Raw genomic sequence first — 25,072 nt, 5'->3', positions numbered from 1 at the left:
ATCCCTATTTCTATAAGTGGATATTTCTATATCCTATTGCCTTTGTTACAGAAATAAAAGGATAGGATAGAGCTTTGAAAAGTTACTGGAATAATATACATTACTGATTCTATTGCATATACCGCATAACACTACTGTAATCTCCTTTTTAATATAGAAATATCCCTATTTCTATAAGTGGATATTTCTATATCCTATTGCCTTTGTTACAGAAATAAAAGGATAGGATAGAGCTTTGGATAAGTTACTGAAATAATATACATTACTGATTCTATCGCATATACCACATAACACTACTATAATCTCCTTTTCAATATAGAAATATCCCTATTTCTATAAGTGGATATTTCTATATTCATTAGTATATTTTAAAACAGGAAAATTCAATAATTACATTAAAAAGAGTCCTATTTCTAGGACTCTTTTTAATACTAATTTTTAGCTTAAACTTACATTTTATCGATGATCATTTGTCTTTTATACCATTGGTTTAATTTGCTTCTCGCCGTACTAGAGAGACGCTTTGTTTTTTTATTATAGAATCTAGAAAGAGTAGGCTGTGATATACCTATCTCTATTGATAGTTCTCGCATAGTTATATTCTTCTTCATATGAATAAACTCTATTTTCTCCCTGATAAGTTGTTCATTTTCATTCGTATCCAATGGTTTTTCTACAACTTTTACTGGACGACTTTCCTCATCTATTGTATCAATTGTTTTCTTTTTCGCTAAGTTTTCCATTGAACTAATTAATTCTTTGGGTGGCAATATTACTATTCCTAACTGTGAATAATAGTTTTTAAACCAATTCTTCTTTATGAGTTTTTCTTCTTCTAAACCATTATGATATTCCCAATGAGAAATTACTTCTTCTTTTTCTAAATCACTAAGAACATTTTCTAATTGTTCGCGGATACGGTTAGGTTTTTGTTTTTGATTTATACCCATAACTGCTAACAAACCTTTATCTCCACCTATAGAATAAGGTCTTTGTAAGCTAGAAAACATTTGACGTATTCTCCATTGCCATGTCAAATATCGAATTAATCTTTTATGATATTTGTGTCTATAACTATTATATTCAAGTGCCTTTTTTGATAATAATGCTGTAGTACTATTAGATCCATATAGATATCCGGATAAGAAACTTCCCGGTTTGATTCGACACGATTCTATCCCCATGTATTCGTTTGTGTTTTTATCTCTCCATAGAACTACGGAATCTAATACAAATAGTCTTTTAATTACCTCGCGTTTTACTTCATAATGCTTACCTGTTTCAGCGCGATCATTTAATACGACTACTTCGTTGTCATCATTTAGATATATAAAAATACTCGCTAGGGCCGCAATCCGCTTCGCAACTTTAATTTTATCTTCTACCCTATAATATTCGACACCATTTGCCTTAGCCTTTGAAATACTGCACATTTCTAAAACTTGTTCATATGAAAAATCAATAAATTCATCAGGCGATTTTGCTTCATTCAACCATTGAATCGTGATGGTATCTAAACAATCTGCAGTTAGATCATCCATATTACTCATTACACCATCTACTAATGTATTCCATCTTGCTGTCTCTTCAATGTTCGTTAACTTTAGATCTTCATCTTTATGAGAGGAAAGCTGTGCCACTCCATTACTATCCTTTGTTTCAATAGGATAAGATTTTAACCGTGTGTTTTCATCTTCTTCAAATTGATTTTTAGCTATTCCATCTCTTAACTTATAATAGACCGCGGAGTTATTTACTTCTAAATAGTTTTCATTCAATATGTTCGCATCTGATTCACTTGTTGCTGTATGCACTATAGTACTAGCTGTCTGATTTTTACGAAACTCTTGTTCAATAAAGACACCTATGGTCTCATGAATAATTAATCTGTAAGTATCTATATTTTTAAATATATCTAGAGGAGAAACACCTTTTCTTTGTTGTTGCTCTAACCACTGTACAAGCATTGAAAATGATGGAGAAAGGTATTCTGAAGTCACAATTTTACTTTTATCTGCTTCAACATCAACATAATAGGAAACCCATTTCTGCCACAATTGCTCATCTTGTTTATACAGTTGTTCAGTTATTGATAGTGCGTCTCTAAACAATTGTAGAACGTCTTCCATTTAAATTCGGCTCCTTATATACATTTAGTTATTATTGATCTTAACTTGAAAATAATTAGCTATATGATGTTCCTTTTTATAAAACTAGAAATAAAGTCAGAATATTCAATTCTTTTATTTCACCCTTAACATGTTAAGGGCTCTAGTTTGCATACTTATAGCACACTCTGTAACTGATTATACAAGACTGAATCGATTTGTAAAATCCAAATAGCAATTATAGAAGTACTTTTACAATAACCTATCTTTCATCCATTAGCTCTTTTTCTATTAGATTTTCAGTAATACTATTTATAAACAGAAATATTTATTATTTTTTATATAAAAATAAACAGATTTAAATGCCGATACAAAGCATAATTTATAATATCTTTCTTAAACAAACACCATACATTTTCATAGCAAAGGAATGCAAGTATACTGATCTATACTGCATTCCTTTATTGTAATTGTATGTCCACTATATTTTTATTCTTCCTTTTCTAAAATGAAAAAACTAACATCCAAATTTCTTATTTTTCACCTCTTTCTGGATCCACTCCATTGTAATAAAAACTCTTCATTAAATGTCCAAGCTATTAGCTATCCCTCCTAAACAACAATAATTTTTAAAATAGAAGTTCCAACTGTTATAAAAACAAAGAAAGAGTGGAAAAGCAATACACAAACGTGTAAATCACATGGAGTAAACTAATGAAAAAGAATGAAAATTCTGATAATTTATCCACTAAGGGTTTTCGTTTACTCTTTCTTTGTTGTTATGAGTTTAACATTAAAAATAACATAAATCAACAAAAAAACAAAAAATTCTTATATTTTCGACATTTTATTTATTTCGCTCTAATTTCACCTTAAAAACATGGTTACAGTAGCTTTAAGATAAAGTTTAATCGAAATAATGTCATTAACCTTAATAAACGAACAAAAGAAAAGAGCGTATTTAAAAAAAATCGTGACTTTATTTCAAATCCACACTCTCTCTAAAGTACCTCTTACATTTAAAAGAGAAGTGAAAGTAAAAATGTATGGATTAAAATAATAATGTAACTTCGAACACCCCAAATTCATCAAAATGAAAATTTATAGCCATATCATTCCCCTTTCCATCAAAACATGAAATAAAAATGATATTATGTAACTCTTTTTACTAACTCGAAATTTTTTTCTAAAAGTGCTTAAAGCTTGATATATAAGCTTTTCTACTACACCTATACTATTAGTTATGAAAATTTATAGCTATATGATGTCCCTTTTTTTTAGATGAAAACCCCCTTAAACCTTTTTATATTAAGGCTTTACATGTTTATAACCTTATTTTCATGTATTTATGCAACATGAAAATCCATAGCTGTATGATGTCCCCTTTTTTACCCAAACATGAAAACTCGCTTAGCTACTTCATGTTCCTTTTGTAATTATAAAATTACAGATAAACCCCATTAACATCACTGTTTAAAAGGGTTCATCTGTTTAACTCGCAATTATAAACATGAAAACCCATAGCCATATCATGTCCCTTTTATTTTTTTGAAAATCGATATAACTGTTGATTTAATCATGTTTACAAGGCTTTTTTGCTATTTCACTTCTTTTCTAGCAATATGAAAATCCATAGCCATATCATGTCCATAAAAAAAATTCTAGGAAGCCTGAAACCCCTTGATACACAAGGGATTAAAGGGCGTTTCATCTTTTTGTTTTTTCTCTTAAAGGGACGTATTTCGGCAAATTTCGATTTGGTATAATCAAAATTGGTATATTTTATAGTGTTTTGGCATTTATTTCTGAATTTATAGGTAGGAGGTGAAAAAGATGGGAAAATCATTTATTATTCGTAATCAACGTAGTCTAAATGGACAATCTACAAATGCAGTTTTAGTAACACTGAAGTCTTGGCAAAAACTTGTTGAAACTTTCGAAGAGAAATACTACAGCTATAAAGATACATACCTTGAGGATATTGTTGATCATATGACATATGAGGAGCGTATTGCCGATGTGGATGGCTTCGTAGCACAGGCTAAACCATCTTTTTCACGTCGTACACTATCTGCTATTTCGGAAACAATGGGAAGAAAGCATAAATTATATGGCGTTACAAACGCAGATTTGGAAGTCTTCTTATATCTACATAAAAAATGTTACACGAATGGAGTCATTCCAAATGTAACAATACATATGATGTGGGAAGATTACAAACTATATAAAGAAGAATTTGCTTACATACAGCATTCTCAATTCTATATTGCATTAAAGAAATTAAGTATACATAACATTATTACGATTGAAAATGAATTAGATGGTCGATATACAATTAAATTAACTCATTTTATGAATGAAGAAACTGAAAAAGCGAATGCATATGTTTATATTAGCCCGGTGGTATTTACGAAAGCTTTCTTTGAGCTATCAGTTGCATCTAAAAAGCTATTCTTAGATATTGCTATGCAACAGCACAGTGAAACTACACTAAAACGTTCCTTAGACAAACAAGATGAAAAAGGGAATAAAACTCATTTTGGTGGGATGTACCGCTTTTTACATAAAAAATATCCACATCAAATTCGCGCAGTTATGACAGAATTAACAACTGCATTACCATGTACAGGGACTCCACTATTCAAAATTTGTAAATTACAAAAAGGGGTTAAGAATAAAAAAAGATATACGACTCTATATCTATCCTTAAATACGGATTTCTTATGTGCAAAAGAAACAGGAGAAGTACAGTATCGCGATCCATTCACACCAAAGCTTACTTATGCTCGTAAAGCTCGTTTTATCGAATCCGTACTACAAGAAATGAATATTGGTGAATTTACACAAGACATGAACAAATTTATCCATGTACTTAAATATACATGCCATCGACAAATTCGAAGCGTAATTCATAGCTTACGTGACATGATAGATCGTAATGAAGAGTATCCAAGCAAATTAGTATATACACTGAAAAAATTATTAAATCAAACATCACAATATCAAATTCTTGATACCGCAGCTAAAGAGGGTATTTATCCTCTGATTACACAACATGTTCCAAAAGAACAAAAAGAACAAGCTGTATTTGATTTCGGATTGCATTTCTCTATGTACTCTCTCCGAAACATCAAAAAGTTGTTCCGCAAAACGTATGAATTACTAAATTACAAATTTGCTGTACCTGTTACAGAGGAATCTTATCACCGCAACTATCTAAAGTATCAAGAAGAAACGTTGTTTAGAAAGTACGCTTATGAACAAGGTACAAACCTAAACGCTTATATGGCTTTAGAAATAGAAATACGTGAACTCTTAAAGGTAAGAGGACATAAAGAACGCTCTATTCCTAGTGATGTTCGGGAATTGTTCATTGAGAAGATAGATAGATTACCGAAAGAAAAGCTTCGCGTTATTGAAGTACCAGATAACTTTAATTTAATTACATTTATGCGTGCCTTTGAACAGTTAATACGCGCTGGTATCCCAGTAACAACGGCTGAGCAAGTACTGACAGCAATGAAAACGAACTAATCATAATCAGCTCTCTATTTTTGAAAAAAATTCAAGATAGAGGGCTATTCGTGTTGATACGTTTATTTAAAAGAATTTTATTCATTCTTCACATTAAGTAACTTTACTCGATTCTATTCAAAATAGAGTCTTTTTTTATGCAATCATATACAAAAATAGTATAGTACCTATCTATATTTCCACACATACTTCCATAAAAACATGTTATAAGCTGTCTATATACATTCAAATATCTACAAGAAATCATAAGAAAAAAATTAAATTTCGTGGATAAGTAGATAAATAACACATAATGTGAATAATTTAGTGCCATTATCATTGATATAAATGGCTTATATGCCTTCATCTATCAAAAATCATCAATATTAATGTGAGTTATGTGTGAAATTAGGATTATGTTGATTAAATAACATGTAATGTGAATCTTTTGTGGGTAACTACAATAAGATTGTGGAGATTCATTGAATTCATATGAAATTTTACGATTGAATAAATATGTTTAATAATGTATTAAATTGTTTCATTTTTTATGTAGGAATACTAAATTTCATTTATGATTATTTGTAGATTTTAAACCATAATAATACCTAATTTTCCATTGTTAAATTCTACTTTTTATGATTTTTTACGCTATGAAATGTTAAGAGGCTTTGTTAGAGTAAGGATATACGTACATTTGCCAGTCCTATATAAGTTTTATCTTTATATTTTTAATATATATAAGATATATATTTATATTAGATTTTATTAACTACTCTTCAATTGCATTGTTACTAAAATGACTGAAAAAATTAATTTACAATTTTTAATTTTATTTTCGAACCACTAAAAAAAATCATACAATCAAAAAAGAGGAGCACATGCTACCAACATGTGCTCCTCTTTTGATAACTGCTACCGTCAGGTAGTGGCTATCAATTATCATTTATTTTTACGAAAACCACTCTTTTGCTGCTTGTGACGGCGTAAAGAAAGGGTCGTTTTCTTGTTATTAGCACAGTTTCAAAGAATTTAAGATTTTTGTCGAACGTCATTCCTATTTTGGAATGACGTATTTTTTTAGGGACAAATTCGAAAATCCGTATCATTATCATATGTATTTAGTGTATCTAGAATTCTATATGGATGGTGAAGACATATGAGTCAATATCAAATGCTGTATAGTACACCTTATCTATATTCTTCTCGAACATTGAATCAAATGTACAAAGCTAATAAGAATGAAGAAAACATATGCGCTATACAAGAGCATATGTTACGTCACGAAGTATATCTGGACCAACAATACCGAGGTTACTATTATTTAAGTCAAAAGATTGAAGAGGAGTTATACGGCGAAGAACATGCATTGTCATGGAATGAGCTACTGGATGATTATCAACTTTATAGAGATCGTAAGGGGAATTTATCTATCAAACCGAAAGGATGAGATAAACATGACAATCATTGGAGAGCTAGGGATTGTATATGGCGTGACCGGAGCTTCAGTTTTAGGAGTAAAATTGCTGAAGAAGAAAGGGCTTTATCTTCCATGTTGGTTGCTACGTGCAGGTCTTAAATGCTTGTTGATTGGAAGTGTTTGGTACGTTCTAATGGATATACTAGATATGTTTCTACGTTAGTATTACATCTGGTAGTTGAAAGTGATTATAATAGCGCATCTTAAACAGCTTTTGATAAGCTTCCATACAGGCTCAACTACCTTAAGGAGGTATGGAGGGAATGTTGTCGCTTTTATTAATTCCAGCAACCTTTATAACTGTAGCTTATTTTTATCAAAGTAATGGAATGAGTGATAAGAAAAAAATTGCAACGTTTTTTGAAATTACAAAGATATGTGTTCAACATAAAGGTGAATTACAATACCCCATTTTTATAAAAGAAATTAAAGATGATATAAGTATGAATTATGTTTACAAGTTACCACTTGGTGTACCTAGTCAACTTATCCAAAAGTTAGCTGAAGTATTAGAAGAAGGTCTATATAAACCTGTTAAAATATCGTTTCACCACAGAGAGCTTCATATTCGAGTATTTAGCGAACAAATACCTGAAATGTGGAATTGGTCTAAGGATCTATTAAAAGAGCGTACATGGAGAGTTGTGATGGGCAAAGCGTTAGATAAATATGTATATCATGATTTTGAGAAAACACCGCATATGTGTGTAAGTGGAATGACTCGTTTTGGAAAGACAGTATTCTTAAAAAATGTGATGACTAGTTTAATTTTGCAACAATCTCAACACGTAAACTTCTTTATTATCGATCTGAAAGAAGGGTTAGAATTTAGTCCTTACAAAGAGCTATCCCAAGTTGTAGAAGTAGCTGAAAATCCGAAACAGGCGTTAGAAATGTTGGCTAAAGTACGTGAGAAAATGGTTAAACAAATTGAAGTAATGAAGAAGTCCTACTTTACTAATATCATAGATACATCCATAAAAGAGCGATGTTTCATCATAGTAGATGAAGGAGCAAATCTTTGTCCTACACAAGGATTACCTAAAAAACAACGTGATGTATTATTTTTGTGCCAAGAGATGTTATCTGAAATCGCAAGAATCGGAGGTGGTTTAGGATTCCGACTCATATTTTGTACGCAATATCCAACCGCTGATACATTGCCAAGACAAATTAAACAAAATGCTGATGCGAAAATAGGCTTTCGATTACCAACGACGGTCGCTTCACAAGTTGCTTTGGATGAATCAGGACTGGAGGATTTGCCGTCTCTTCCAGGAAGAGCGTTGTTTAAAACAGATCGTACAGAGGAAATCCAGGTACCTTATTTAAAGGATACAGATATGTGGGAGTTGCTAAAGCAATATAAGGTGGTGAAGAAAAATGAGACATCAAACACTCAAACAGAAAGCGAGACAAATCGAGATTTTATCCACTTTGGGTAAGTTAGATTTTTTAACTAGGAGGCAACTACAAGCCATACACTGTCTAGGGAGTATTCGAAATGCAAATCGTGTATTAAAGGATATGCACCCGTATTTTCACATTACAAAAATGGCTCGTGAACACGTATATTATTTAAATAAAAAGGGACGGAATTTATTAGGGATTACAAAAGAAGTAAAGAAAAGTAGTCAATTACAACACATATTAATGCGAAACGAAAGCTGGATGTGGCTTGGATTTCCAGAATGGAAAACAGAAAGACCTATCGAGTTTTCAACTAATGGTCAAAGGTATCAGATTATTCCTGACGCAACGTATTTTGAGGATAATGTTCCCCATTTTGTTGAAATAGATCGTATGCAACATATGAAGGCAAACGAACATAAAATACAGTTATATGGCCATATAACAGATATCTATAAAAGACAGAATGCTATTGTTCCAGTAATTATCTTTTTCACATTATCAGACTATCGGCAATCCAAATTAGAACAATATGCTGCAAAACAAAATGTGTTTATGAGAACATTCGTGATGGACCACATATTTTAGGAATCTTAAATATTGATATCCCAAAAATCATGATAATCAATGCGGTTATCAAATTTTCTTAGTGTTTTAATGATTTTAGTTGCGGATGTTAAAGTGGGAACACGATCCTTTTTATTCGCTAAATCACTTATTAATGATTTACTTAATCCAGTTTTTTGCACTAACCACTGTTGCTTAATTCCTCTACGATCTAAATAGTCACCAAATGGAGTTCTTTTTTTTCCTAGACCAAACATAAGGAATTCCTCCTAAATACAGAATATCGTACTTATAGCTTGTACAATATTCCATAAAACTAAACCTTTGTTCATAAATATGGAATTATAATTTGAAACAAAGCATAGAATAATATAAAGAAAATCAAAAAATATGGAATAATTTTGAGGAATCTAGCATTCATAGTAATAGCTACAAGTTGCTGATACACTATCCTAATGGCAACTTGTTGCAAAAGGTATTCCTATAAAATTAAAAGCTTAAACCCATTGGTACACAAGGGTTTAGGCTTTTTTTAATTTATGGAGAATGAAAAAGAGTTTAATAAATTAAGAGATCCTATATTGTTCAGTGGTCGAATATTGAAGAATTATATATATATAATTTCACGTATCATATTGTTAAGTCTATATTTTTTAAAAAAATTCCGATAATGAGACGTTATGTTAACCGATTATGTATACAATATTCAAAAAAATCTTTACCATCGCATTATTAAGATGGTAAAATTTAGAAAAAGAGGTGAGGGTTATTTCGAATGTAATTAATAAGGTTGTATTTAAAAGAGCTATTAACTTTTTCATATTAGGGGTAGCACTAACAGTTATTGCTACCATAATAACTTTTATAATCAATCCAGATCTAAAAGAAACACTGGAAGGGATAGGAAATAGAATACCAGATCAGGTAAAGAAATTAACAGGTATAGAAAAGGTATGGACATATATTGTTAATAATGGTTTTATCGTGCCTTTACAAATGTTTATATTAGCCTTGATTCCAATACAATTTTTATATGTTATACATATAATTTTAACTGCTTCACTTCTTGGGGTTTCTTTTGGAATTGCGTTACAACTTGGTTTTAAAAAAGGTTTTGTGATGATAATTTCATCCATCCCTCATTACCTTGTTGAAGTTTTCGCTTTGTGTTTATTTGCGGCTATTCTTTTTGAATTAAATAAATTTATTAGAATCAAATTAAAAATTATGTTCAAAAAGGATAAAGAAAGAGTATCTCTTAGTAAAAAGATTTTAGAAGTAATAAAAATTTATGCTATTTTAACTTTACCTATAATTATCGTTGCTGCATTCTTAGAAACTTACATAACTAATATCATATTTGATTTATTTTAGGAACTTTATATGCTTGATGAAGATTGAGATTTACCTAAACATAATACAAACTGTGCTTATAACTTCCAATAACGAGAATTATGTGAACACGAAAGTCCCCCAGTTAAACAATCTGGAGGACTTTTAATAGTCTTCTAAATAAATTAAATCCCAATAATTGTACATTATGGCAACTGAAGGTATATTAGGATGTAATTTTTTTGAAAGCTATACACGGCTATTCTATAATATTAAAGATAAGTAATAGTATATAGGTTTTTTTTAACCAACATCCTATCTATAATGTTGCACATTTTATTTATAAAATGAGGAGGAGAAACTAGATTGAGAGAATGTTGTTTTAAAATAAGTTTATCATTAGAAGAAGCTAAAAAACGTTATTGTGATTGGATGAATAAAGATATCGAATTTCAATTAGATGAATATGGGAATTTTATCGATGAATCAGTGTATTTTTCTGAACATGAAGATGGATGGACATATTTTGTAGACCTTGAAGGCGAAGCATTCTTTGGTCTATCAAATGTATCTTGGATAGAACTTGCAAAAGAGAATTCTGTTACATACGCTTACTATGATGAAAATTTTAATGCAGAACTTATAATTATAGAAAAAGGTTCATTAATAAGAGAATTTTCACTTTATGAAGATGAACCAGATAACAATATAGATTTCGAAGAATTTGAATATGAAAAAGGTTCAATAATAAAAGAATGGAATGATGTAGTAACTTTTCTTGAAAAAGAATTAATCATTTAATTAATAATGTGTTTAAATATAGCTTTTTTATTAAAATTTATTATTCAAGTAACAAGTAGGTTAATTTAATAATAAGCCAAAAGGAGCTTCTAATTGAAGATTCTTTTTTACTGCCTAAAATGTGACTTATGTAAAAAGCTAGCATAAATCTAGCTTTTTCTTTTTTTGTTTATAGGTATTTTAAATTCTTTATTTATCGTGTTTTGAATGTATACTTTTGTCGGTGATTTTGGAGAAAATGAGTAAAGTGCGATAAACTCAATAAAATCAAAGGGATGAATGTAGATTAATATATAATTTGTTTTATATTTGGATTATAACGTGTATATATATATATATATATATCGATTTTTTGGTATCCTTATAGAAGAATATAAATTTAATTTCGTACGCTAAACGGAATTTGAAATGGTAAAATATAGTTTAAGTAAAAGGTTAGGGGGATAAATTGATTTTATGGATATGCAGAAACGGAGAATATTAGTAGCAGGAATTATTTTAGCAGTAGTGTTAGTTGTAGGGTATTACTCTACTAACGTACTACAGACCTTCTCAATCGTATGTTGTGCAGTAGCGATTGTGTTTGGGGTTATAAGTAGTATACAAATGAAACGACAAAACAAGAAGTAAAGATTTGAAAATTTTATGATACCCCAAAATTTCTCGTTTTGGGGTATTTGTTTTTCTTAGCTTGATGGCGATGTGGCGGTACCCCTTATTGTAATATTTCTGCTATAATATATATATCTATTTATAAAGTTAAATTGATTTAAGGAGAGAAATTTATGAAACAGAAAAAGATTGGTTTACTAGTATGTGCACTTATCACGTCCTCAATTTTATCGGCTTGTAGTAGTAAATCTAATAAAACTGTCAATGAGAACCAAAAACAAGTATTAAATTTAACAATATCTGAAGAAATGCCTTCTTTAGATACCGCAAAAACCATGGATGGTACATCATCACATGTGATGCAAAATATATTTGAAGGATTATATGTACTCGATAATCAAGATAGGCCTATTCCTGGTGTAGCAAAGTCATTTGAGAGAAGTGAAGATGGGAAAAGATATACATTCCATTTGCGTAAAGATGCTAAATGGTCAAATGGTGAAATGGTAACAGCACATGACTTTACTTTTGCTTGGAAACGAACATTAAGTCCTGAAACAGCATCTCAATATGCATACTTACTATTTTATATAAAAAAGGCAAAAGAAATTAATGAAGGTATAGTGGCTGCTGATCAGTTAGGAGTAAAGGCATTAGATACTCATACGCTAGAAGTAGAACTAGAACAGCCTGTTCCATATTTACTGCAATTATTAGCACTGCCTATTTATTTACCACAGAATGAATCGTTTGTGAAAGAACAAGGAAATAGTTATGGTTTAGAACCAAATCATCTTATATATAATGGAGCATTTGTGTTAGAAAAATGGAAGCATGAACAAGAATTTCAATTGAAGAAAAATAATACATATTGGGATAAGGAACAAGTGAAGCTAGAGGCAATAAATTTTCATATTGTAAAAGATTCAATGACGGCCTTAAATTTATATGAATCGGGTAGTATTGATCGTGCTCCTGTTAGTGCAAAATTTGTAGATAAATACAAGGGCAAAAAGGAATTACATATGAAAAAAGATTCTGGGATATCTATGTTACGTTTTAATGAAAAGAACACTACGTTAGCAAACAAAAAAACCAGACAATCTATTTCTTTAGCACTAAATAAAGAGGGAATTGTGGATCACTTTATCAATAATGGTGCAACACCTGCAGAAGGTCTTATACCAGTAGGATATAAGAATGAAACAAATGGAAAAGATTTTCGTCAAGAAAATGGTGCTCTTGCTGTGTATGATTTACAAAAGGCGAAACAAACTTGGGAAGTTGCCAAAAAAGAACTTAATACAGAAAATGTCACACTTGAATTTTTAACATTTGAACAAGACAATGCAAAACATATCGCAGAATATATAAAAGGAGAACTTGAAAAACATTTACAAGGCTTAACGATACAGATTAAGCAGCAACCATCTAAACAAAAATTGCAACTTGAACAAACAGGACAGTATGATATATCTATGGTAGGTTGGGGACCTGATTATAAAGATCCTATTAGTTATTTAGAATTATTTACGACGGATAATCCAAATAATAAAATGGAGTATTCAAATTCTAGTTTTGATGATCTTATAAGTAAAGCTAGACATGACGTTGTATTAGATCAACAGAAAAGATGGGATTATTTACGAGAAGCAGAGAGAGTATTGTTAGAAGATGCTGCTGTTGCTCCCCTTTATCATACTGGTTTAGCATATGTGCAAAAGGAGTATGTAAAAGGAATTGAAAAGCATCAATTCGGTGGTGTATATACCTACAAAAATGCTTATATAAATAAAAAATAAAGATACTGAAATAGAAAAGAGTTGAGTACTTAATACAAAAAGTAATCAACTCTTTTCTAATAGTCTCAATAAGTTTTATTACATTTTTAATTTAGAATATAAACGATTCACTTTATTATTTGATAATATTTTTCTTTAAAAAGTTCACTTAAAGAAATGAGTAATTTTGTTTCATTTATTGGTAACTCTAGGCTTTATAGGTTTATTTGATAGGATGATGTTATCTGCCTTACTAATATTGATAGCCGATACTAGATGTATCATATGACTCATTTTATTGTCTTTTGTTTTTTTGTTTTGGGGGTGTTTACTTTTCTTAAGTTGATAGCGATGTGGCGGTATCCCATAAAGAAAAAGACACCCTAAGGTGCCTTCCTCCGACTTGAACCACTTTAATTTTAATAATATGTATTGGACTCCCATCCAACTGTGATTTTATCACAGTTTTTAGAAAATAAAAACGGATTCATTAACCTACTTAATAGTTTTATCCATAACCTCTTTATATTTATTAAACTCTTCATCTTTCATATCACCATTCATTTGTAAAAGGAAATTCCTTTTAGCGTATGTATGTGAGAAAAGTATTGGATTTGAGTTACTCAAATCATCATAGTACTTCTTAGCTTTTTCTAAATCTTCTTTCTTACTAAATTCAAATAAACGGCCACCGTTATCCTGACCAAGTGCAGGAACTAGGATACGTTTCCCGTCTTTACGCATGTTTCCAAATTCTTTTTGTGGTAGATCCGTAGCATTTTCAGCTTCTAATCCAGCTTTTTTAAACTCGTTAATAAGTGAAGTTGTAGTAATTGGTTCAGGCTTTTTCGCTTCTTGCTTTGGTTTTGATTCAGTCGCAGTTTTTTCATTTGAACTACAAGCAGCCATCCCCATAAGTAATGCGCTACAAGTTAATGCTGTAAGTAATTTTCGTTTCATTTTTTCTTTCCTCCGTACATTCAAGTTGTAAGATTTATAGAAATCATAACAAATCCAGTTACAACTGTCTTGTCATATTTTGTCGAATATAAATAAAAAAAGAGAGCCGAAGCTCCCATCTTCAACGAGTGGAGAGTAGAGATGATTCAATTATGTATCGATCTGGAGCGTCTCCTATATAGTCAAAAGGATAACAAGTTGTTAATGTTAATGTTGGCTCGCTTTTGTCTACAATAACTGTTCGATCTTCTGAATCCGTTATCCAATGCTTGTCAATTCTATATGTATATGTTTTATTTTCATATTCCACGATAAGTTGGTCGTTTTCCTTTAGTTGACCAAGCTCGGTAAAAACGGTATCTCTATGTCCACTTAGTACTGTATGACCATTTCCAGATGGTGTAGTAGTTAAGTCACTAACAAACATACCTACACCCTTTTTCAGTACTTTATCGTCAGCTCCCCAATATACAGAGTATTTCTTTTGTATTTTAGGGATAATTAAATATGCTACTTTATCTCCTAATTGATGGTTTACCTTTGAAGCGGGAATTTGTACAGGTTCTTCAGGTTGTAATGAAGTCTCAGTTTTCGTCTCTACTTGATTGATGTTTGTTGTTTCATTTTCTTTAGAAGGTGTGGAGGTCTCATAGTGCTTCGCTTCGTTAGTCGTTAGCGACTCTGCTGATTGTCTAGCACCATACCATTCTAGAAAATAATAGGAAAAGATAGTAAGTCCAATAACAATTAAAAATAAGCCTATCCATTGTTTTTTATTCATTTTTATCACTCCATTTGAAAACGACAGGATTTCTCCTGCCGTTTTAAGGAACTATTTTATGCGTTTGTCTTTTTACGACGGAACATTAATACAGATCCAGCTAATGCTAAGCCTAAGCTTGCTAACATCATTGTAACACCGTTTGATGCTGTATTAGGTAATTTTTCACCTTGTTTTTTAGTGTCTTTTTTCACAACTGTATTAGTATTTTTCTTTGTTTCTTTTGCAGTTGTTTGTGGCTTAGTTTGTTCTTGTTTATTGTTTGTTGCTTGGTTGTTTTGATTTGAATTCTCTTGTTTTACAGGTTCTTTTTTAGTATCTTCCTGTTTAACTTGTTCTTGTGGTTTGTTTTCATCTTTTTTAGTAGTTTGTTTACTAGCTAAAAATTGATCGTAATCTCCTTTTTTCACTTCACAAGGTAAGCCATCATTGTCACGATCTAAATCATGAGGATCGTTAGTTGCGCTGTAGCCATTGCTGTGCCAGAATTCCATAACCTCTTGTTTGTTTTTAAAGTGACCGCAATTCTTGTCGTTTGGATTTTTTTCTGCAAATGCAGCAGAACTGTACCCAACTGTTAATAGTGTGAACGCTGTTGCTGAAGCTAATAGTTTTTTCATGAATTTCTCCCTCTTCCCAAATGATATGTAGTTACATTGAAATATTTCACATTCAAAAAAAATTAAAAATAAAGCAATAATTTGTTGTTAAATGTAAGATTTCCAAATGATAATAACAAATTATTAATTATTATATTGTCATATCATGTCGAATGAAAATAAAAAAAGAGAGCCAAAGCTCTCACTGGAAGAAATGGTAAAATTTTGCCTCTAGCAAATGGAAATGATTTCTTCTAAAATCAAATCATAGTATGTCTTTGTTATCACGCAACATTTTGACATACAGCGCTAATTGTTTAGCAAAACGACCTTGCTGACGTCCATCAAGCTCCTCATAAGCTCTTTGGACATCGTTAAATAGTAATTCCAATAACTCATCTTCTTTCCTGTTCTCGAAGTTAAGAAGAGCATCTGTGGAGGTGTTGAAAAACGATGCAAGTACTTTCAAACTTTCAAGATCAGGTTCATGGCGATCCACTTCCCAATTTTTGATTTGTCCACGTGACAACCCTGTTCTATCAGATAATTGTTCTTGCGTTAAACCGAAAGACTTTCTGAAATTTTTAATGTTTTGACCGACTGTAGTTTTCATAGTTTGAGTATAATAATCACTTTATTACTATACCATAATTGGTAGTTATTCTGACCTTTTTTGTTATATTTAGGTCGTATTTCTGTTTATGAAAAATAAAAGGAACAAAAGTTCGGTTTTTGTGGTAAAATATTCATATAGAGGGTTTTAAAAGAAAGACTGTAAAAATGCATACTTCTTTCTATGAAATTCAAGAAAAACTGTTATATAAGGATTTTTAAAATCTCTCAAAAATGGTAGATTAAATAGTTTTCAACTATATTACATGGAGATAGCAAAAGGTGAAGAAGAGGGAAGAGAACAATCAAGAATTTTCCGCAGTATTCTACCAAAAACAGTCTTAAAACGATATAGATAAATTATACATAAAAGTTGGTGAAGTATTTGAAAGGTAAGTTTAGTAAAGCCATTTTGACAATTGCTACTGTAGTTTGTTTTTCTATCACCGCTTTCCAATTGACACTATCAACTTGATAGTGTCAATTCTGCTCTAAAGGAAGTGGGGAGTTTTTGACCCAAAGCGACAAAAGCTCTTCATTTTAAGAAAGTCTACATATATTAAAGAGAATATAGGGGGAAGTAGATATGAAAAAAGAGCAATTAGTTAGGGAAGCGGTAAAATTGGGTTTGAAACATGAGGCTCCGATTAAAGCAGAAGATATTTTTAAAATATGTCTAGATGAATTTTATAAGGAAAATCAAATACATAAAAAAGAAGACTGTCACATCAGTAGTCTTCTTTGATTAGCCATTCTTTTTATTTTGCATATAAGTCACATACATCTCTAATTGTTCCCAAGCTTTCTTTCTCTCATCTTCTGGAAGACTTTCAATTAAAGCCATTATGTTCTTTCCTTCTTCGGTAACAATCTTGTTTTCTTCTTGGTTAAGCTCTGGATCGTCAGATAATCCTAGTAGATAATCTGTAGTGCAGTTCAATACGGTAGCAATTCTCGTAATTGCTTTTCTTCCAGCATCTTTTTTATTGTTTTCAATTTCAGATATAGTAGATTTCTTTAGATCAACATGATTCCCCAACTCTTCTTGAGTCCATTTCATTTCTTTTCGTAATTGTTTTACTCTATCCCCACGCATAAATAATTCCCCCTTTTATATAAATTAAAATAATGTGCAATAATTTATTATTAAGTGTGTTACTAACACACTGTAACAGTAATTAAGTTCATTTTAGTATAAAAGTTCGCTCTGGGCAAACTTTTATAGTGTTGCAAGTTGTTATAGGTAAATTTATAAATGAAAAATACATAAAAAAGTTCGGAAAAATAGTTCCCTTTTTTCGAACTTTTTGTTATAATAGTATTTGTAAGCGAGGTGAACAGGGAAATGATTTTTGATAACAAAAAATTGTCGGCTCTGCTTGATGAAAATGAAATGAGACAAGTGCAACTTGCTAAGGAGATAAAACGCTCTAAGAGTACAGTTTGTGAATATGTTAAAGGTACGAAATCACCTGGTAAAGAAGCTACATTTGCAATTTCAAGAGTATTTTCTATACCAGTTGAAGAACTGTTTAAAAAAGTTGAATAAATCGAATGTAATAGCATTTAAAGATTTTTTTTAAATATTTAGTTCGATTTTTTCGAACTAATTTAAAGGAGTTAAAGAGATGAATGCATTAAAAACTTTTAAAAATAAAATTTTCGAGGTATCTGCAAAATTCGAAAATGGCGAAGTATTATTCGATGTAGAACAGGTTTCCCAAAGCTTAGGATTCACGCAAAAGAAAAATGGAAAAACGTATATCAGATGGGATAGGGTGAATTCTTATCTTCCTAAAAATTCCCCGCTTGTGGGGAAAGGCGATTTAATACCTGAATCGTTAGTTTACAAGCTAACTTTTAAAGCTAGTAACGAAATCGCAGAGGTTTTCCAAGATTGGTTAGCAATAGAAGTTCTCCCAATAATCCGTAAGCATGGTGCATACATGACAGATCAAGTACTAGAACAAGCGGTAACTAATCCAGACTTCATGATCGGTCTTCTCACTAACTTAAAAGAAGAACAAGCAAAGCGCATTGAAGCTGAACGCAAAGTATTGCAGCAACAATCTTTAGTAACATTCGCTCAAGCAATCCAAGTTTCAACGAATCTAATCAGCATAAAGCAGTTAGCGATTCTAATGAAGCAAAAAGGAATAGACATAGGTCAAAACAGACTCTTCGAATGGTTGAGAGAAAACGGCTATCTTTGCAAGAAAAGAGGAAGCATGTACAATACGCCTACTCAGTATTCAATGGATTTAGGACTATTCGAGTCACAAGAATTTGTAAGAACAAATAGCGAAGGTGAATTCGTAACATCATTTACACCAAAAGTTACAGGGAAAGGTCAGCTTTACTTCATTAATAAGTTTCTTAATCAGGAGGCGGTTTAGAGATGGAAAGCTCACTATCTTTGATAATTGTCGCGATAGCTATATGTTTATCGACATACTTAGTGCACCGAATAGATGTTGCAGCAAAGAGAGCAGGATGGCTTGAAAATGACAAATAAACAGCAGCGAGATGAATACGAACGAAAGAAAATCTTGTGGATTATAAAGGATTTGAGAGCTAGAGAGGTACACAACAGCGCAGATAAGGTTGAGGAAACATACAAGTATATAACTCTAGCTAAATGAGGGAAGCCCTGCAGGGGATGCAGGGCAGTACTAAGATCATCGAGTTGTCGATTCTATAAGAACTTTTTGGAATGTACAAAGTGTAACACGTAATTTATATGAACTTTATATATAGATGTTACAAATTTATGAACACAGACAAGCTCTTTTTTGTCGGAATATTCAGAGTTCTAACGATAGCCCCCCACCTAGTAAATGGGTTCCAGGATATTCCGATGTGTGAAAGTATCGAGAAAGGAGAGGTTTAGATGAATGTATCCACAAAAGAATTAAGTGAAGAACTAGTGCAAAGAGAGGGTGTTTCAGTATTAAATGTTGATTCACACGAAGAATGTGTGATTACAACCGGAACACAACAAAAGAAAATTATTGGCCCAGCTGTAATCATTATTAATCAAGACTAACTTACTTTTGCGTATCGATAGTTAGCTTTCTTGATATATCTATCAAGGTATTCACCATGTGAAGATGCAGCCATTAATCCTTGGTGAAGATTTTTTGGAACATTGTAATAATCATATACAGTTCTGTTTCGAAAAGAGACTCTTAGTGTTTGAGTTCTTTCATCATAGCCTACTGCTGATAGGTTAGAAGAATTTACAGGAATCATAGTCATAAAAACACCTCCTTTCATCGAAAGTATTCGACAAAGGAGGTGGAAAATCCTACAAATATTTGACATAAGAAGACATCAAAACAAAATAAAAAACCGCCTTACCCCTAAGACGGTTTGGAGAAAACACACTTATTAACTTACTTACATTATACCAGATGTTTTCTCCTACAGTAAATAAGGAGGAATGTGGAAATGCTTGAAAACGGCATGTTAATGGGAAATCATCATGATTCATCAGCTAGAGACTTCATTGAAACTTGTTGCGGTTGTAATGGAGAAATCTATTTTGGAGAAAGTTGCTTAGATTTCGATGGGGATTACTTACACACTGAAACCGAATGCATTAAACAATATGTAGAGTCTCATTCTACAAAGAAAGTAGCGGGTGAATAAGATGGGCCTACAAAATAAAATTGAAGCTGAAATTCAAATTATGAAGAGTTTAGTTGAAAAATATAAGCAAAGTAAAGAACCTAATGCTGCATCAATGGTTGTGGCTTATGAATACGGATTACATGCACTTATTGAAGTGTATGAAGCTAGTAAACAAGCAGAAGTAGCACCATTTTAAAAAGAGAGGGAGATTGATATGACAGCTGAAAATTACTTTTCTAAATTAGCTCAAATAGATTGTTCGGAACACGTTGAAAAGAAAGGACGCTTTAGCTACTTATCATGGGCATGGGCGGTAAAAAAGCTTCGTGAAGTAGATCCAGCAGCTACATGGGAAGTTAAGCGATTCGATGGCGTTCCTTACCTTAAAACGGATTGCGGTTACTTTGTAGAAGTTGAGGTAACTGTACAGGGATTACCACTAAGTCAGATTCATCCAATACTTAACAATCAAAATAAACCGATTGCGGAGCCAAACAGTTTCGATATTAATACGAGTATCCAACGTTGCTTAGTAAAAGCGATTGCGCTTCACGGTTTGGGATTATACATCTATGCAGGTGAAGATTTACCGGAGATTCAAGAGGAAATGATTACTTCTCAACAAGTCGGTGCAATTAAATTAAACATTAAAAAGTTAGCTGCTCTTCGAAAAGTAGATGAAGATACGATCAAAGGCCACTTAAGTATCAAGGAAGTCGGCGAATTGACATTAAAACAAGCTGAGGAAGTACTTAAGAAATCGACAAAATGGGTTAAACAGGCCGAAAAAGAAACTGCTGAAAACGGAGAACAAGAACAGGGTGAAAAAATAGAACAAACAAACTAAGGAGTGAAAACCTATGTTAGATAAAAATCAGTCGAAAGTCGTCCTTCCTTCATGGGTGAGGAAGGGCGCAAAGAATGAACAAGAAGTGAAGGCGAAGGCGATTGAGTACATCACTCCTGATCGTTATCCAGGATACAGAGTAATCAAGATTCAAGGCGACATAGCGGTATGCGAAAGGGAAGTGAATTAAATGGCAAAATACAGGCACGTGCAGACTTCATTTTGGTCGGATGCAAGAGTTTCAGAAGAGATGACACCTGAGGATAAGTACTTTTACCTCTATCTAATGACAAATGAGCACACAAATCAAATTGGAGTTTATCAGATAACTAGAAAACAAATGGCTTTTGAATTAGGTTACTCGATTGAAAGCGCAAAAGCTTTATTGGATCGCTTCATGAATCATCACGATCTTGTGGCTTATAACGAGGAAACAAGAGAACTTTGCATACTAAATTGGGGTAAATACAATCTTAACAAAGGTGGTAAGCCCATTGAGGATTGTATCAAAAAAGAACTAAAAAGTATTAAAGATTTATCGTTAGTGAAACTAGTTCTGGAACGAACGGAAAACACATCATTAGTTCAAAAAGTCAGTGTTTATGCGGGTCTTGACGATACGTCACACGATACGTCCACGATACGGGGACAAAAAGAAAAAGAAAAAGAAAAAGAAAAAGAAAAAAAGACTCCTCGTCACAAGTTTGAAACTTGCGACACCAATGGGGCTAAGTATTTGTTTGAAAAAATTAAGGGTAATAATCCTAAACAAAAAGAGCCTAACTTCGATACTTGGTCTAATGATTTTAGATTAATGCGTGAAAAGGATAACCGTGAATTGCAAGAGATTAAAGATGTTATTGATTGGTGCCAAGCAGATCCATTTTGGCAAGGAAACATCTTATCTCCTAAAAAGCTACGTGAAAAGTTTGATCAATTAACAATTCAAATGAATTCTAAAAAAGGAGCGAAGAACAATGCAGAGAGCGGCGGCAGCAATACCAACCGATATAGCCAAAAAGGTGAATATGACTATGGATTCTGATGTTTGTGATACGCATGGCATGAATAAGATGAAGTTCGGTGGACAAGTTGTTTGCCCTCGTTGCTTCCTTGAAAACGATAGTAAGAAGCTCCAAGAACAAGAACAAGCGAAATACGATGCGGATAAAGCGAACGAGAAGAAATTCTTATTCCATCAACAAAGCATGATTGCTGATAGCGATATTAAGAAAGCTAATTTTGATAACTACCAACCTACTAGCGGGGAAGGAGCGAAGAACCTTGAACTTGCAAAAATCATCACAACGGATTATCTCAATAGGAAAGTGTTCAATACAATTATGGCCGGTAATTGCGGAGCGGGGAAAACACATCTTGCTTATGCCATCGCAGATCAGCTTGCAGGAGCAGGGATATCAGTGGTCTTCGTTACAGTTGGCGAATTGCTAAGGAAGATTAAAAGTACGTTCAATAAAGATTCCTCCTTAACTGAGGATTCAATCATTCGGACATTAGTAAGAGCAGATGTATTGATAGTTGATGATTTAGGGGCAGAGTTAGGCGCATTAGATGCTAATACAAAAGCTACAAACTTCATTAATAGAGTGTTATTCGATGTTTTCGATGGAAGGCAAGGTAAATCTACTATCTTCACGACAAACCTTACTGGAGAGCGTTTAGAGGGCGCATATGACGAACGGATTGTATCACGTATATTCAATAACTTTAGAGCAATTGTTTTTAAAGATACAAAGGATTATAGAAGAAAAGCATTACCATTCTAAGGGGGAATTAAGATGTGTGCATGTGAAGGAACTGGAGTAATTAGAAACGATATGGGAATGGGTATGTACCAATTCGCACCATGTATTTGCGAAGCGGGGAATCGGACACCTGAAGAAGTGGATAGAAGACGTCATGCCGTTATGACGAGGTTAAAAGCAATCCATCAATTACAAATGTGTGAGAAAGCCGAGACAGTAGCATGAAGCAATTAACACTTGAGGATGTCGTTGGAAGTTTTGATTATGAAGCAAAGAGCACGTCTGATAAGTTTTTGCAATGTGTTACAAGCGTCATAACGTACGCAGTAGAGTTTTACGACAAAGATGACAAATGGAAACTTCGTTGGTTTGAAGCAAAATCAGAAAGCGAAGCCGTTGGAATGGCTAAAGATAAATATGGTCGGATTCAGATTATCAACACTTGCATTTCAGATAGAACGTTAGCTGAAATTATGGCATTGGATTAAGAAAGGGGCATGGCAATGAACTTCTTTATCTTAGATGAACATTATAAGCGAGCTAAAGCGAATGGTATCAGCAGACAAAGACTTCAGGAGAGAGTATACCGCTATGACTGGAATATCGAAAGAGCTATAACACAACGGATCGGGAAAAAGAAAATGGATTTCGATAGAAAACATGGTGAATGGATGCATATGGCGGAACGTAACGGCATATCACGTTACACATTTTATAGTCGATTAAAGTGTGGTTGGTCTTATCATCTAGCAGCAACGAAGCTACCAGGGAAGCAAGGGAATCGCTATGACAAGAGCGGAAAGAGTTAACAAGTATTCACAAACTTCGTTGAAGAGTTGTAGTTTGAAGTTGTTTTTCTTTTTGAATGCTATTGGTCTTGAGTATGGTAAAACGTCTTAGAACGAAAAAAAATAAACATGTTTTATGAGATTTGTTGTTTTTTATATAGAAAGTAGGTGAATCATCATTTGTTTGACTGGATGAAAGATTATCAGAAATTAGAAGAAGATATTGCTTATTTGGACTACAATTTAGATAAAACAAAAGCTGAATTAAAACGTTGGATTAGTGGTGATTTACGGGATGTTCGTTTAACTGCTGAATCGAACGGTGCGAAAGTAGAAGGACATATTGAAGCAATTGAATATGAATTAGCTCATAAAATGAATGCTATGTACGATTTAAAGTATTTGATTAGTAAGTTTACCGGATTAGAAAATCGAATACTAAAAATGAAATATGTGGACGGAATGACTTTAGAACAAATAGCTTTTGATTTGCATTATAGTACAGGCTATATCCGACGTAAGCATGCTGAAATAAAAAAGATTGTCAAGTTTCTAGCTGAATTTTAATGTTACCTTTATGTAGGTTACATGTGGTGTACAGAAAGCATTGTAAAAATGATTTATAGTAGTAATATAAGATTTTGACGAAAGGGCAACTATTTTTATGGTTGCTCTTTTTGTTGTGAAAGAAGGTGAGTGTCATCAAGTAATTTTATGGAAAGATGGGCATTTAGTTGTTGGGTGTACTTAGTAAATTAGTAGTTTTTTAGACAAAAATAATAGGAAAATAAGGAGATGTTTAGTAATGAGTATATTAGCTGCTTCAGTTACGACAAAAAATCTGCCGCAACAAGTATTACGATGGCAGACAATGGTAGAAAGTGAATGTGCTGCACAAGGTGTATCTGAGTTAGTGCCTTATGTGCTTGGAATTATTATGGTGGAAAGTGGAGGGAATTCTGAAACACTACCTGATATTATGCAGTCAAGTGAATCACAAGGATGGCCAATGAATACAATTAAAAATCCTAAGGATTCAGTTTATTACGGAGTAAAGCATTTAAAAGGAGCTTTTGATGATGCAAAAAAGAATGGTATTACGGATTTAAGTGCTATTGTTCAATCATATAATTTTGGACGAGCTTATCTTCGCTGGTTAGCTTCTAACAATAAACAACATTCATTACCAGTGGCAGATTTGTATTCTAAAACGGTTGTTGCACCATCTCTTGGAAATACAACTGGTGCTATGGTTAAGTATAGTCAGCCTATTGCCATTGCCTACAATGGTGGGTATCGATATAAAAATGGAGGAAATTTCTTCTACTCTGAAATTGTTAAGCAATATGTAGATTTTGATGGAGGAACTGGTGGCGGTGTGTCGCAACCAGAGGGTATTGGGTTTGCCAAATCAAAGTATCCAGAAGGGTTTGGTGTTAACTATCATGATAAACCACACGGTTCTTTTCAAGGACGTTTTAC

Annotated in this window: 32 protein-coding genes; 24 read left to right on the top strand and 8 right to left on the bottom strand. The window is 32.4% G+C overall.

Going from position 1 to position 25,072, the window contains the following annotated elements:
- Positions 1-449 precede the first annotated feature (449 nt).
- Positions 450-2,129 carry a helix-turn-helix domain-containing protein gene (locus JDS80_RS27395; RefSeq protein ID WP_199640479.1) on the bottom strand — a complete coding sequence of 560 codons (1,680 nt, stop codon included), beginning with the start codon at positions 2,127-2,129 and terminating at the stop codon, positions 450-452.
- A gap of 1,812 nt (positions 2,130-3,941) precedes the next feature.
- Between JDS80_RS27395 and JDS80_RS27390 the strand changes: the two genes are divergently transcribed.
- From JDS80_RS27390 to JDS80_RS27370, 5 genes are all read left to right on the top strand, one after another.
- Complete coding sequence (locus JDS80_RS27390; RefSeq protein WP_199640478.1) at positions 3,942-5,642, top strand: hypothetical protein; 1,701 nt, start codon at positions 3,942-3,944, stop codon at positions 5,640-5,642.
- A 1,138-nt stretch (positions 5,643-6,780) separates the two neighbouring features.
- Positions 6,781-7,071 carry a phage protein gene (locus tag JDS80_RS27385; protein ID WP_033717025.1) on the top strand — a complete coding sequence of 97 codons (291 nt, stop codon included), beginning with the start codon at positions 6,781-6,783 and terminating at the stop codon, positions 7,069-7,071.
- A gap of 7 nt (positions 7,072-7,078) precedes the next feature.
- Positions 7,079-7,264, top strand: coding sequence for a hypothetical protein (locus tag JDS80_RS27380; protein WP_199640477.1), 186 nt, complete (start codon positions 7,079-7,081; stop codon positions 7,262-7,264).
- A 100-nt stretch (positions 7,265-7,364) separates the two neighbouring features.
- Positions 7,365-8,546: an FtsK/SpoIIIE domain-containing protein gene (locus JDS80_RS27375; RefSeq protein ID WP_071773049.1), complete on the top strand. Its 1,182-nt coding sequence runs from the start codon at positions 7,365-7,367 to the stop codon at positions 8,544-8,546.
- On the top strand, positions 8,485-9,099 hold the full coding sequence (locus tag JDS80_RS27370; protein ID WP_071773048.1) for a replication-relaxation family protein: 615 nt from the start codon (positions 8,485-8,487) through the stop codon (positions 9,097-9,099). Before JDS80_RS27375 ends, JDS80_RS27370 begins: the two co-directional genes overlap by 62 nt.
- A 5-nt stretch (positions 9,100-9,104) precedes the next feature.
- Here the strand turns inward: JDS80_RS27370 and JDS80_RS27365 are convergent, their stop codons facing one another.
- The gene (locus JDS80_RS27365) at positions 9,105-9,335 is read right to left on the bottom strand and encodes a helix-turn-helix domain-containing protein (protein WP_000467332.1); all 231 of its coding nucleotides are present in this window, start codon (positions 9,333-9,335) and stop codon (positions 9,105-9,107) included.
- A gap of 502 nt (positions 9,336-9,837) precedes the next feature.
- Here JDS80_RS27365 and JDS80_RS27360 point away from each other — a divergent pair.
- From JDS80_RS27360 to JDS80_RS27345, 4 genes are all read left to right on the top strand, one after another.
- Positions 9,838-10,452 (top strand): stage II sporulation protein M, encoded by a 615-nt coding sequence (locus tag JDS80_RS27360; protein ID WP_083596245.1) that lies wholly within the window; start codon positions 9,838-9,840, stop codon positions 10,450-10,452.
- Positions 10,453-10,776: 324 nt separating this feature from the next.
- Entirely contained in the window at positions 10,777-11,211 is a 435-nt protein-coding gene (locus JDS80_RS27355; RefSeq protein ID WP_098890331.1) for a hypothetical protein, read from the top strand.
- Positions 11,212-11,667: 456 nt separating this feature from the next.
- Positions 11,668-11,841 (top strand): hypothetical protein, encoded by a 174-nt coding sequence (locus JDS80_RS27350; RefSeq protein ID WP_165616058.1) that lies wholly within the window; start codon positions 11,668-11,670, stop codon positions 11,839-11,841.
- A 155-nt stretch (positions 11,842-11,996) separates the two neighbouring features.
- Positions 11,997-13,625: a peptide ABC transporter substrate-binding protein gene (locus JDS80_RS27345; protein WP_199640476.1), complete on the top strand. Its 1,629-nt coding sequence runs from the start codon at positions 11,997-11,999 to the stop codon at positions 13,623-13,625.
- A gap of 474 nt (positions 13,626-14,099) precedes the next feature.
- On the opposite strand, the gene JDS80_RS27340 is transcribed toward JDS80_RS27345, so the two are convergent.
- The 4 genes from JDS80_RS27340 to JDS80_RS27325 all read right to left on the bottom strand — a co-directional run bounded on the left by JDS80_RS27340 (position 14,100) and on the right by JDS80_RS27325 (position 16,557).
- The gene (locus JDS80_RS27340) at positions 14,100-14,564 is read right to left on the bottom strand and encodes a stress protein (protein WP_071771229.1); all 465 of its coding nucleotides are present in this window, start codon (positions 14,562-14,564) and stop codon (positions 14,100-14,102) included.
- Between the two features lie 121 nt (positions 14,565-14,685).
- Positions 14,686-15,345, bottom strand: coding sequence for a class D sortase (locus JDS80_RS27335; RefSeq protein ID WP_199640475.1), 660 nt, complete (start codon positions 15,343-15,345; stop codon positions 14,686-14,688).
- A 56-nt stretch (positions 15,346-15,401) separates the two neighbouring features.
- Positions 15,402-15,965, bottom strand: a complete 564-nt coding sequence (locus JDS80_RS27330; RefSeq protein WP_199640474.1) for an excalibur calcium-binding domain-containing protein — start codon at positions 15,963-15,965, stop codon at positions 15,402-15,404.
- Positions 15,966-16,209: 244 nt separating this feature from the next.
- Entirely contained in the window at positions 16,210-16,557 is a 348-nt protein-coding gene (locus JDS80_RS27325) for a helix-turn-helix transcriptional regulator (protein ID WP_048376040.1), read from the bottom strand.
- 585 nt (positions 16,558-17,142) lie between these two features.
- On the opposite strand from JDS80_RS27325, the gene JDS80_RS27320 reads away from it, so the two are divergent.
- A complete protein-coding gene (locus JDS80_RS27320; RefSeq protein ID WP_175546544.1) occupies positions 17,143-17,301 on the top strand; it encodes a hypothetical protein in 159 nt (52 codons plus the stop codon).
- On the opposite strand, the gene JDS80_RS27315 is transcribed toward JDS80_RS27320, so the two are convergent.
- A complete protein-coding gene (locus JDS80_RS27315; protein WP_071771235.1) occupies positions 17,302-17,652 on the bottom strand; it encodes a helix-turn-helix domain-containing protein in 351 nt (116 codons plus the stop codon).
- 249 nt (positions 17,653-17,901) lie between these two features.
- Here JDS80_RS27315 and JDS80_RS27310 point away from each other — a divergent pair, with 249 nt between their 5' ends.
- The 3 genes from JDS80_RS27310 (at position 17,902) to JDS80_RS27300 (ending at position 19,602) form a co-directional block, all read left to right on the top strand.
- On the top strand, positions 17,902-18,105 hold the full coding sequence (locus tag JDS80_RS27310; RefSeq protein ID WP_090814554.1) for a helix-turn-helix transcriptional regulator: 204 nt from the start codon (positions 17,902-17,904) through the stop codon (positions 18,103-18,105).
- Between the two features lie 79 nt (positions 18,106-18,184).
- On the top strand, positions 18,185-18,952 hold the full coding sequence (locus JDS80_RS27305; RefSeq protein ID WP_071771237.1) for a phage antirepressor KilAC domain-containing protein: 768 nt from the start codon (positions 18,185-18,187) through the stop codon (positions 18,950-18,952).
- Positions 18,953-19,446: 494 nt separating this feature from the next.
- Positions 19,447-19,602: a BC1881 family protein gene (locus tag JDS80_RS27300; RefSeq protein ID WP_199640473.1), complete on the top strand. Its 156-nt coding sequence runs from the start codon at positions 19,447-19,449 to the stop codon at positions 19,600-19,602.
- Here JDS80_RS27300 and JDS80_RS27295 read toward each other — a convergent pair.
- Positions 19,599-19,814 (bottom strand): KTSC domain-containing protein, encoded by a 216-nt coding sequence (locus JDS80_RS27295; protein ID WP_199640472.1) that lies wholly within the window; start codon positions 19,812-19,814, stop codon positions 19,599-19,601. The genes JDS80_RS27300 and JDS80_RS27295 overlap by 4 nt on opposite strands.
- 192 nt (positions 19,815-20,006) lie before the next feature.
- Here JDS80_RS27295 and JDS80_RS27290 point away from each other — a divergent pair, with 192 nt between their 5' ends.
- The 11 genes from JDS80_RS27290 to JDS80_RS27240 all read left to right on the top strand — a co-directional run.
- The gene (locus JDS80_RS27290) at positions 20,007-20,207 is read left to right on the top strand and encodes a hypothetical protein (protein WP_199640471.1); all 201 of its coding nucleotides are present in this window, start codon (positions 20,007-20,009) and stop codon (positions 20,205-20,207) included.
- A 1-nt stretch (position 20,208) separates the two neighbouring features.
- Positions 20,209-20,385 (top strand): hypothetical protein, encoded by a 177-nt coding sequence (locus JDS80_RS27285; RefSeq protein WP_016128308.1) that lies wholly within the window; start codon positions 20,209-20,211, stop codon positions 20,383-20,385.
- An 18-nt stretch (positions 20,386-20,403) separates the two neighbouring features.
- On the top strand, positions 20,404-21,036 hold the full coding sequence (locus JDS80_RS27280) for a Sak single strand annealing protein (protein ID WP_199640470.1): 633 nt from the start codon (positions 20,404-20,406) through the stop codon (positions 21,034-21,036).
- Positions 21,037-21,049: 13 nt separating this feature from the next.
- Entirely contained in the window at positions 21,050-21,226 is a 177-nt protein-coding gene (locus tag JDS80_RS27275) for a hypothetical protein (RefSeq protein WP_016128306.1), read from the top strand.
- Positions 21,227-22,081, top strand: a complete 855-nt coding sequence (locus JDS80_RS27270) for a hypothetical protein (RefSeq protein WP_199640469.1) — start codon at positions 21,227-21,229, stop codon at positions 22,079-22,081.
- Positions 22,065-22,823, top strand: coding sequence for an ATP-binding protein (locus tag JDS80_RS27265; protein WP_199640480.1), 759 nt, complete (start codon positions 22,065-22,067; stop codon positions 22,821-22,823). Before JDS80_RS27270 ends, JDS80_RS27265 begins: the two co-directional genes overlap by 17 nt.
- A 12-nt stretch (positions 22,824-22,835) precedes the next feature.
- On the top strand, positions 22,836-23,027 hold the full coding sequence (locus JDS80_RS27260; protein WP_199640468.1) for a hypothetical protein: 192 nt from the start codon (positions 22,836-22,838) through the stop codon (positions 23,025-23,027).
- Positions 23,024-23,290, top strand: coding sequence for a hypothetical protein (locus tag JDS80_RS27255; RefSeq protein ID WP_199640467.1), 267 nt, complete (start codon positions 23,024-23,026; stop codon positions 23,288-23,290). Before JDS80_RS27260 ends, JDS80_RS27255 begins: the two co-directional genes overlap by 4 nt.
- A gap of 15 nt (positions 23,291-23,305) precedes the next feature.
- A complete protein-coding gene (locus JDS80_RS27250; RefSeq protein ID WP_199640466.1) occupies positions 23,306-23,611 on the top strand; it encodes a hypothetical protein in 306 nt (101 codons plus the stop codon).
- Positions 23,612-23,770: 159 nt separating this feature from the next.
- A complete protein-coding gene (locus JDS80_RS27245) occupies positions 23,771-24,157 on the top strand; it encodes a hypothetical protein (protein ID WP_071771244.1) in 387 nt (128 codons plus the stop codon).
- A gap of 238 nt (positions 24,158-24,395) precedes the next feature.
- Positions 24,396-25,072 (top strand): lysozyme family protein (locus JDS80_RS27240; RefSeq protein ID WP_199640465.1); only part of this gene is annotated, 677 nt, incomplete at its 3' end.

The sequence above is a fragment of the Bacillus cereus group sp. N8 genome, from assembly GCF_016483685.1.
GTDB lineage: Bacteria > Bacillota > Bacilli > Bacillales > Bacillaceae_G > Bacillus_A > Bacillus_A proteolyticus.
The sequence above is the reverse complement of the archived record's forward strand: the minus strand, read 5'-3'. Positions and strand labels throughout refer to the sequence as shown.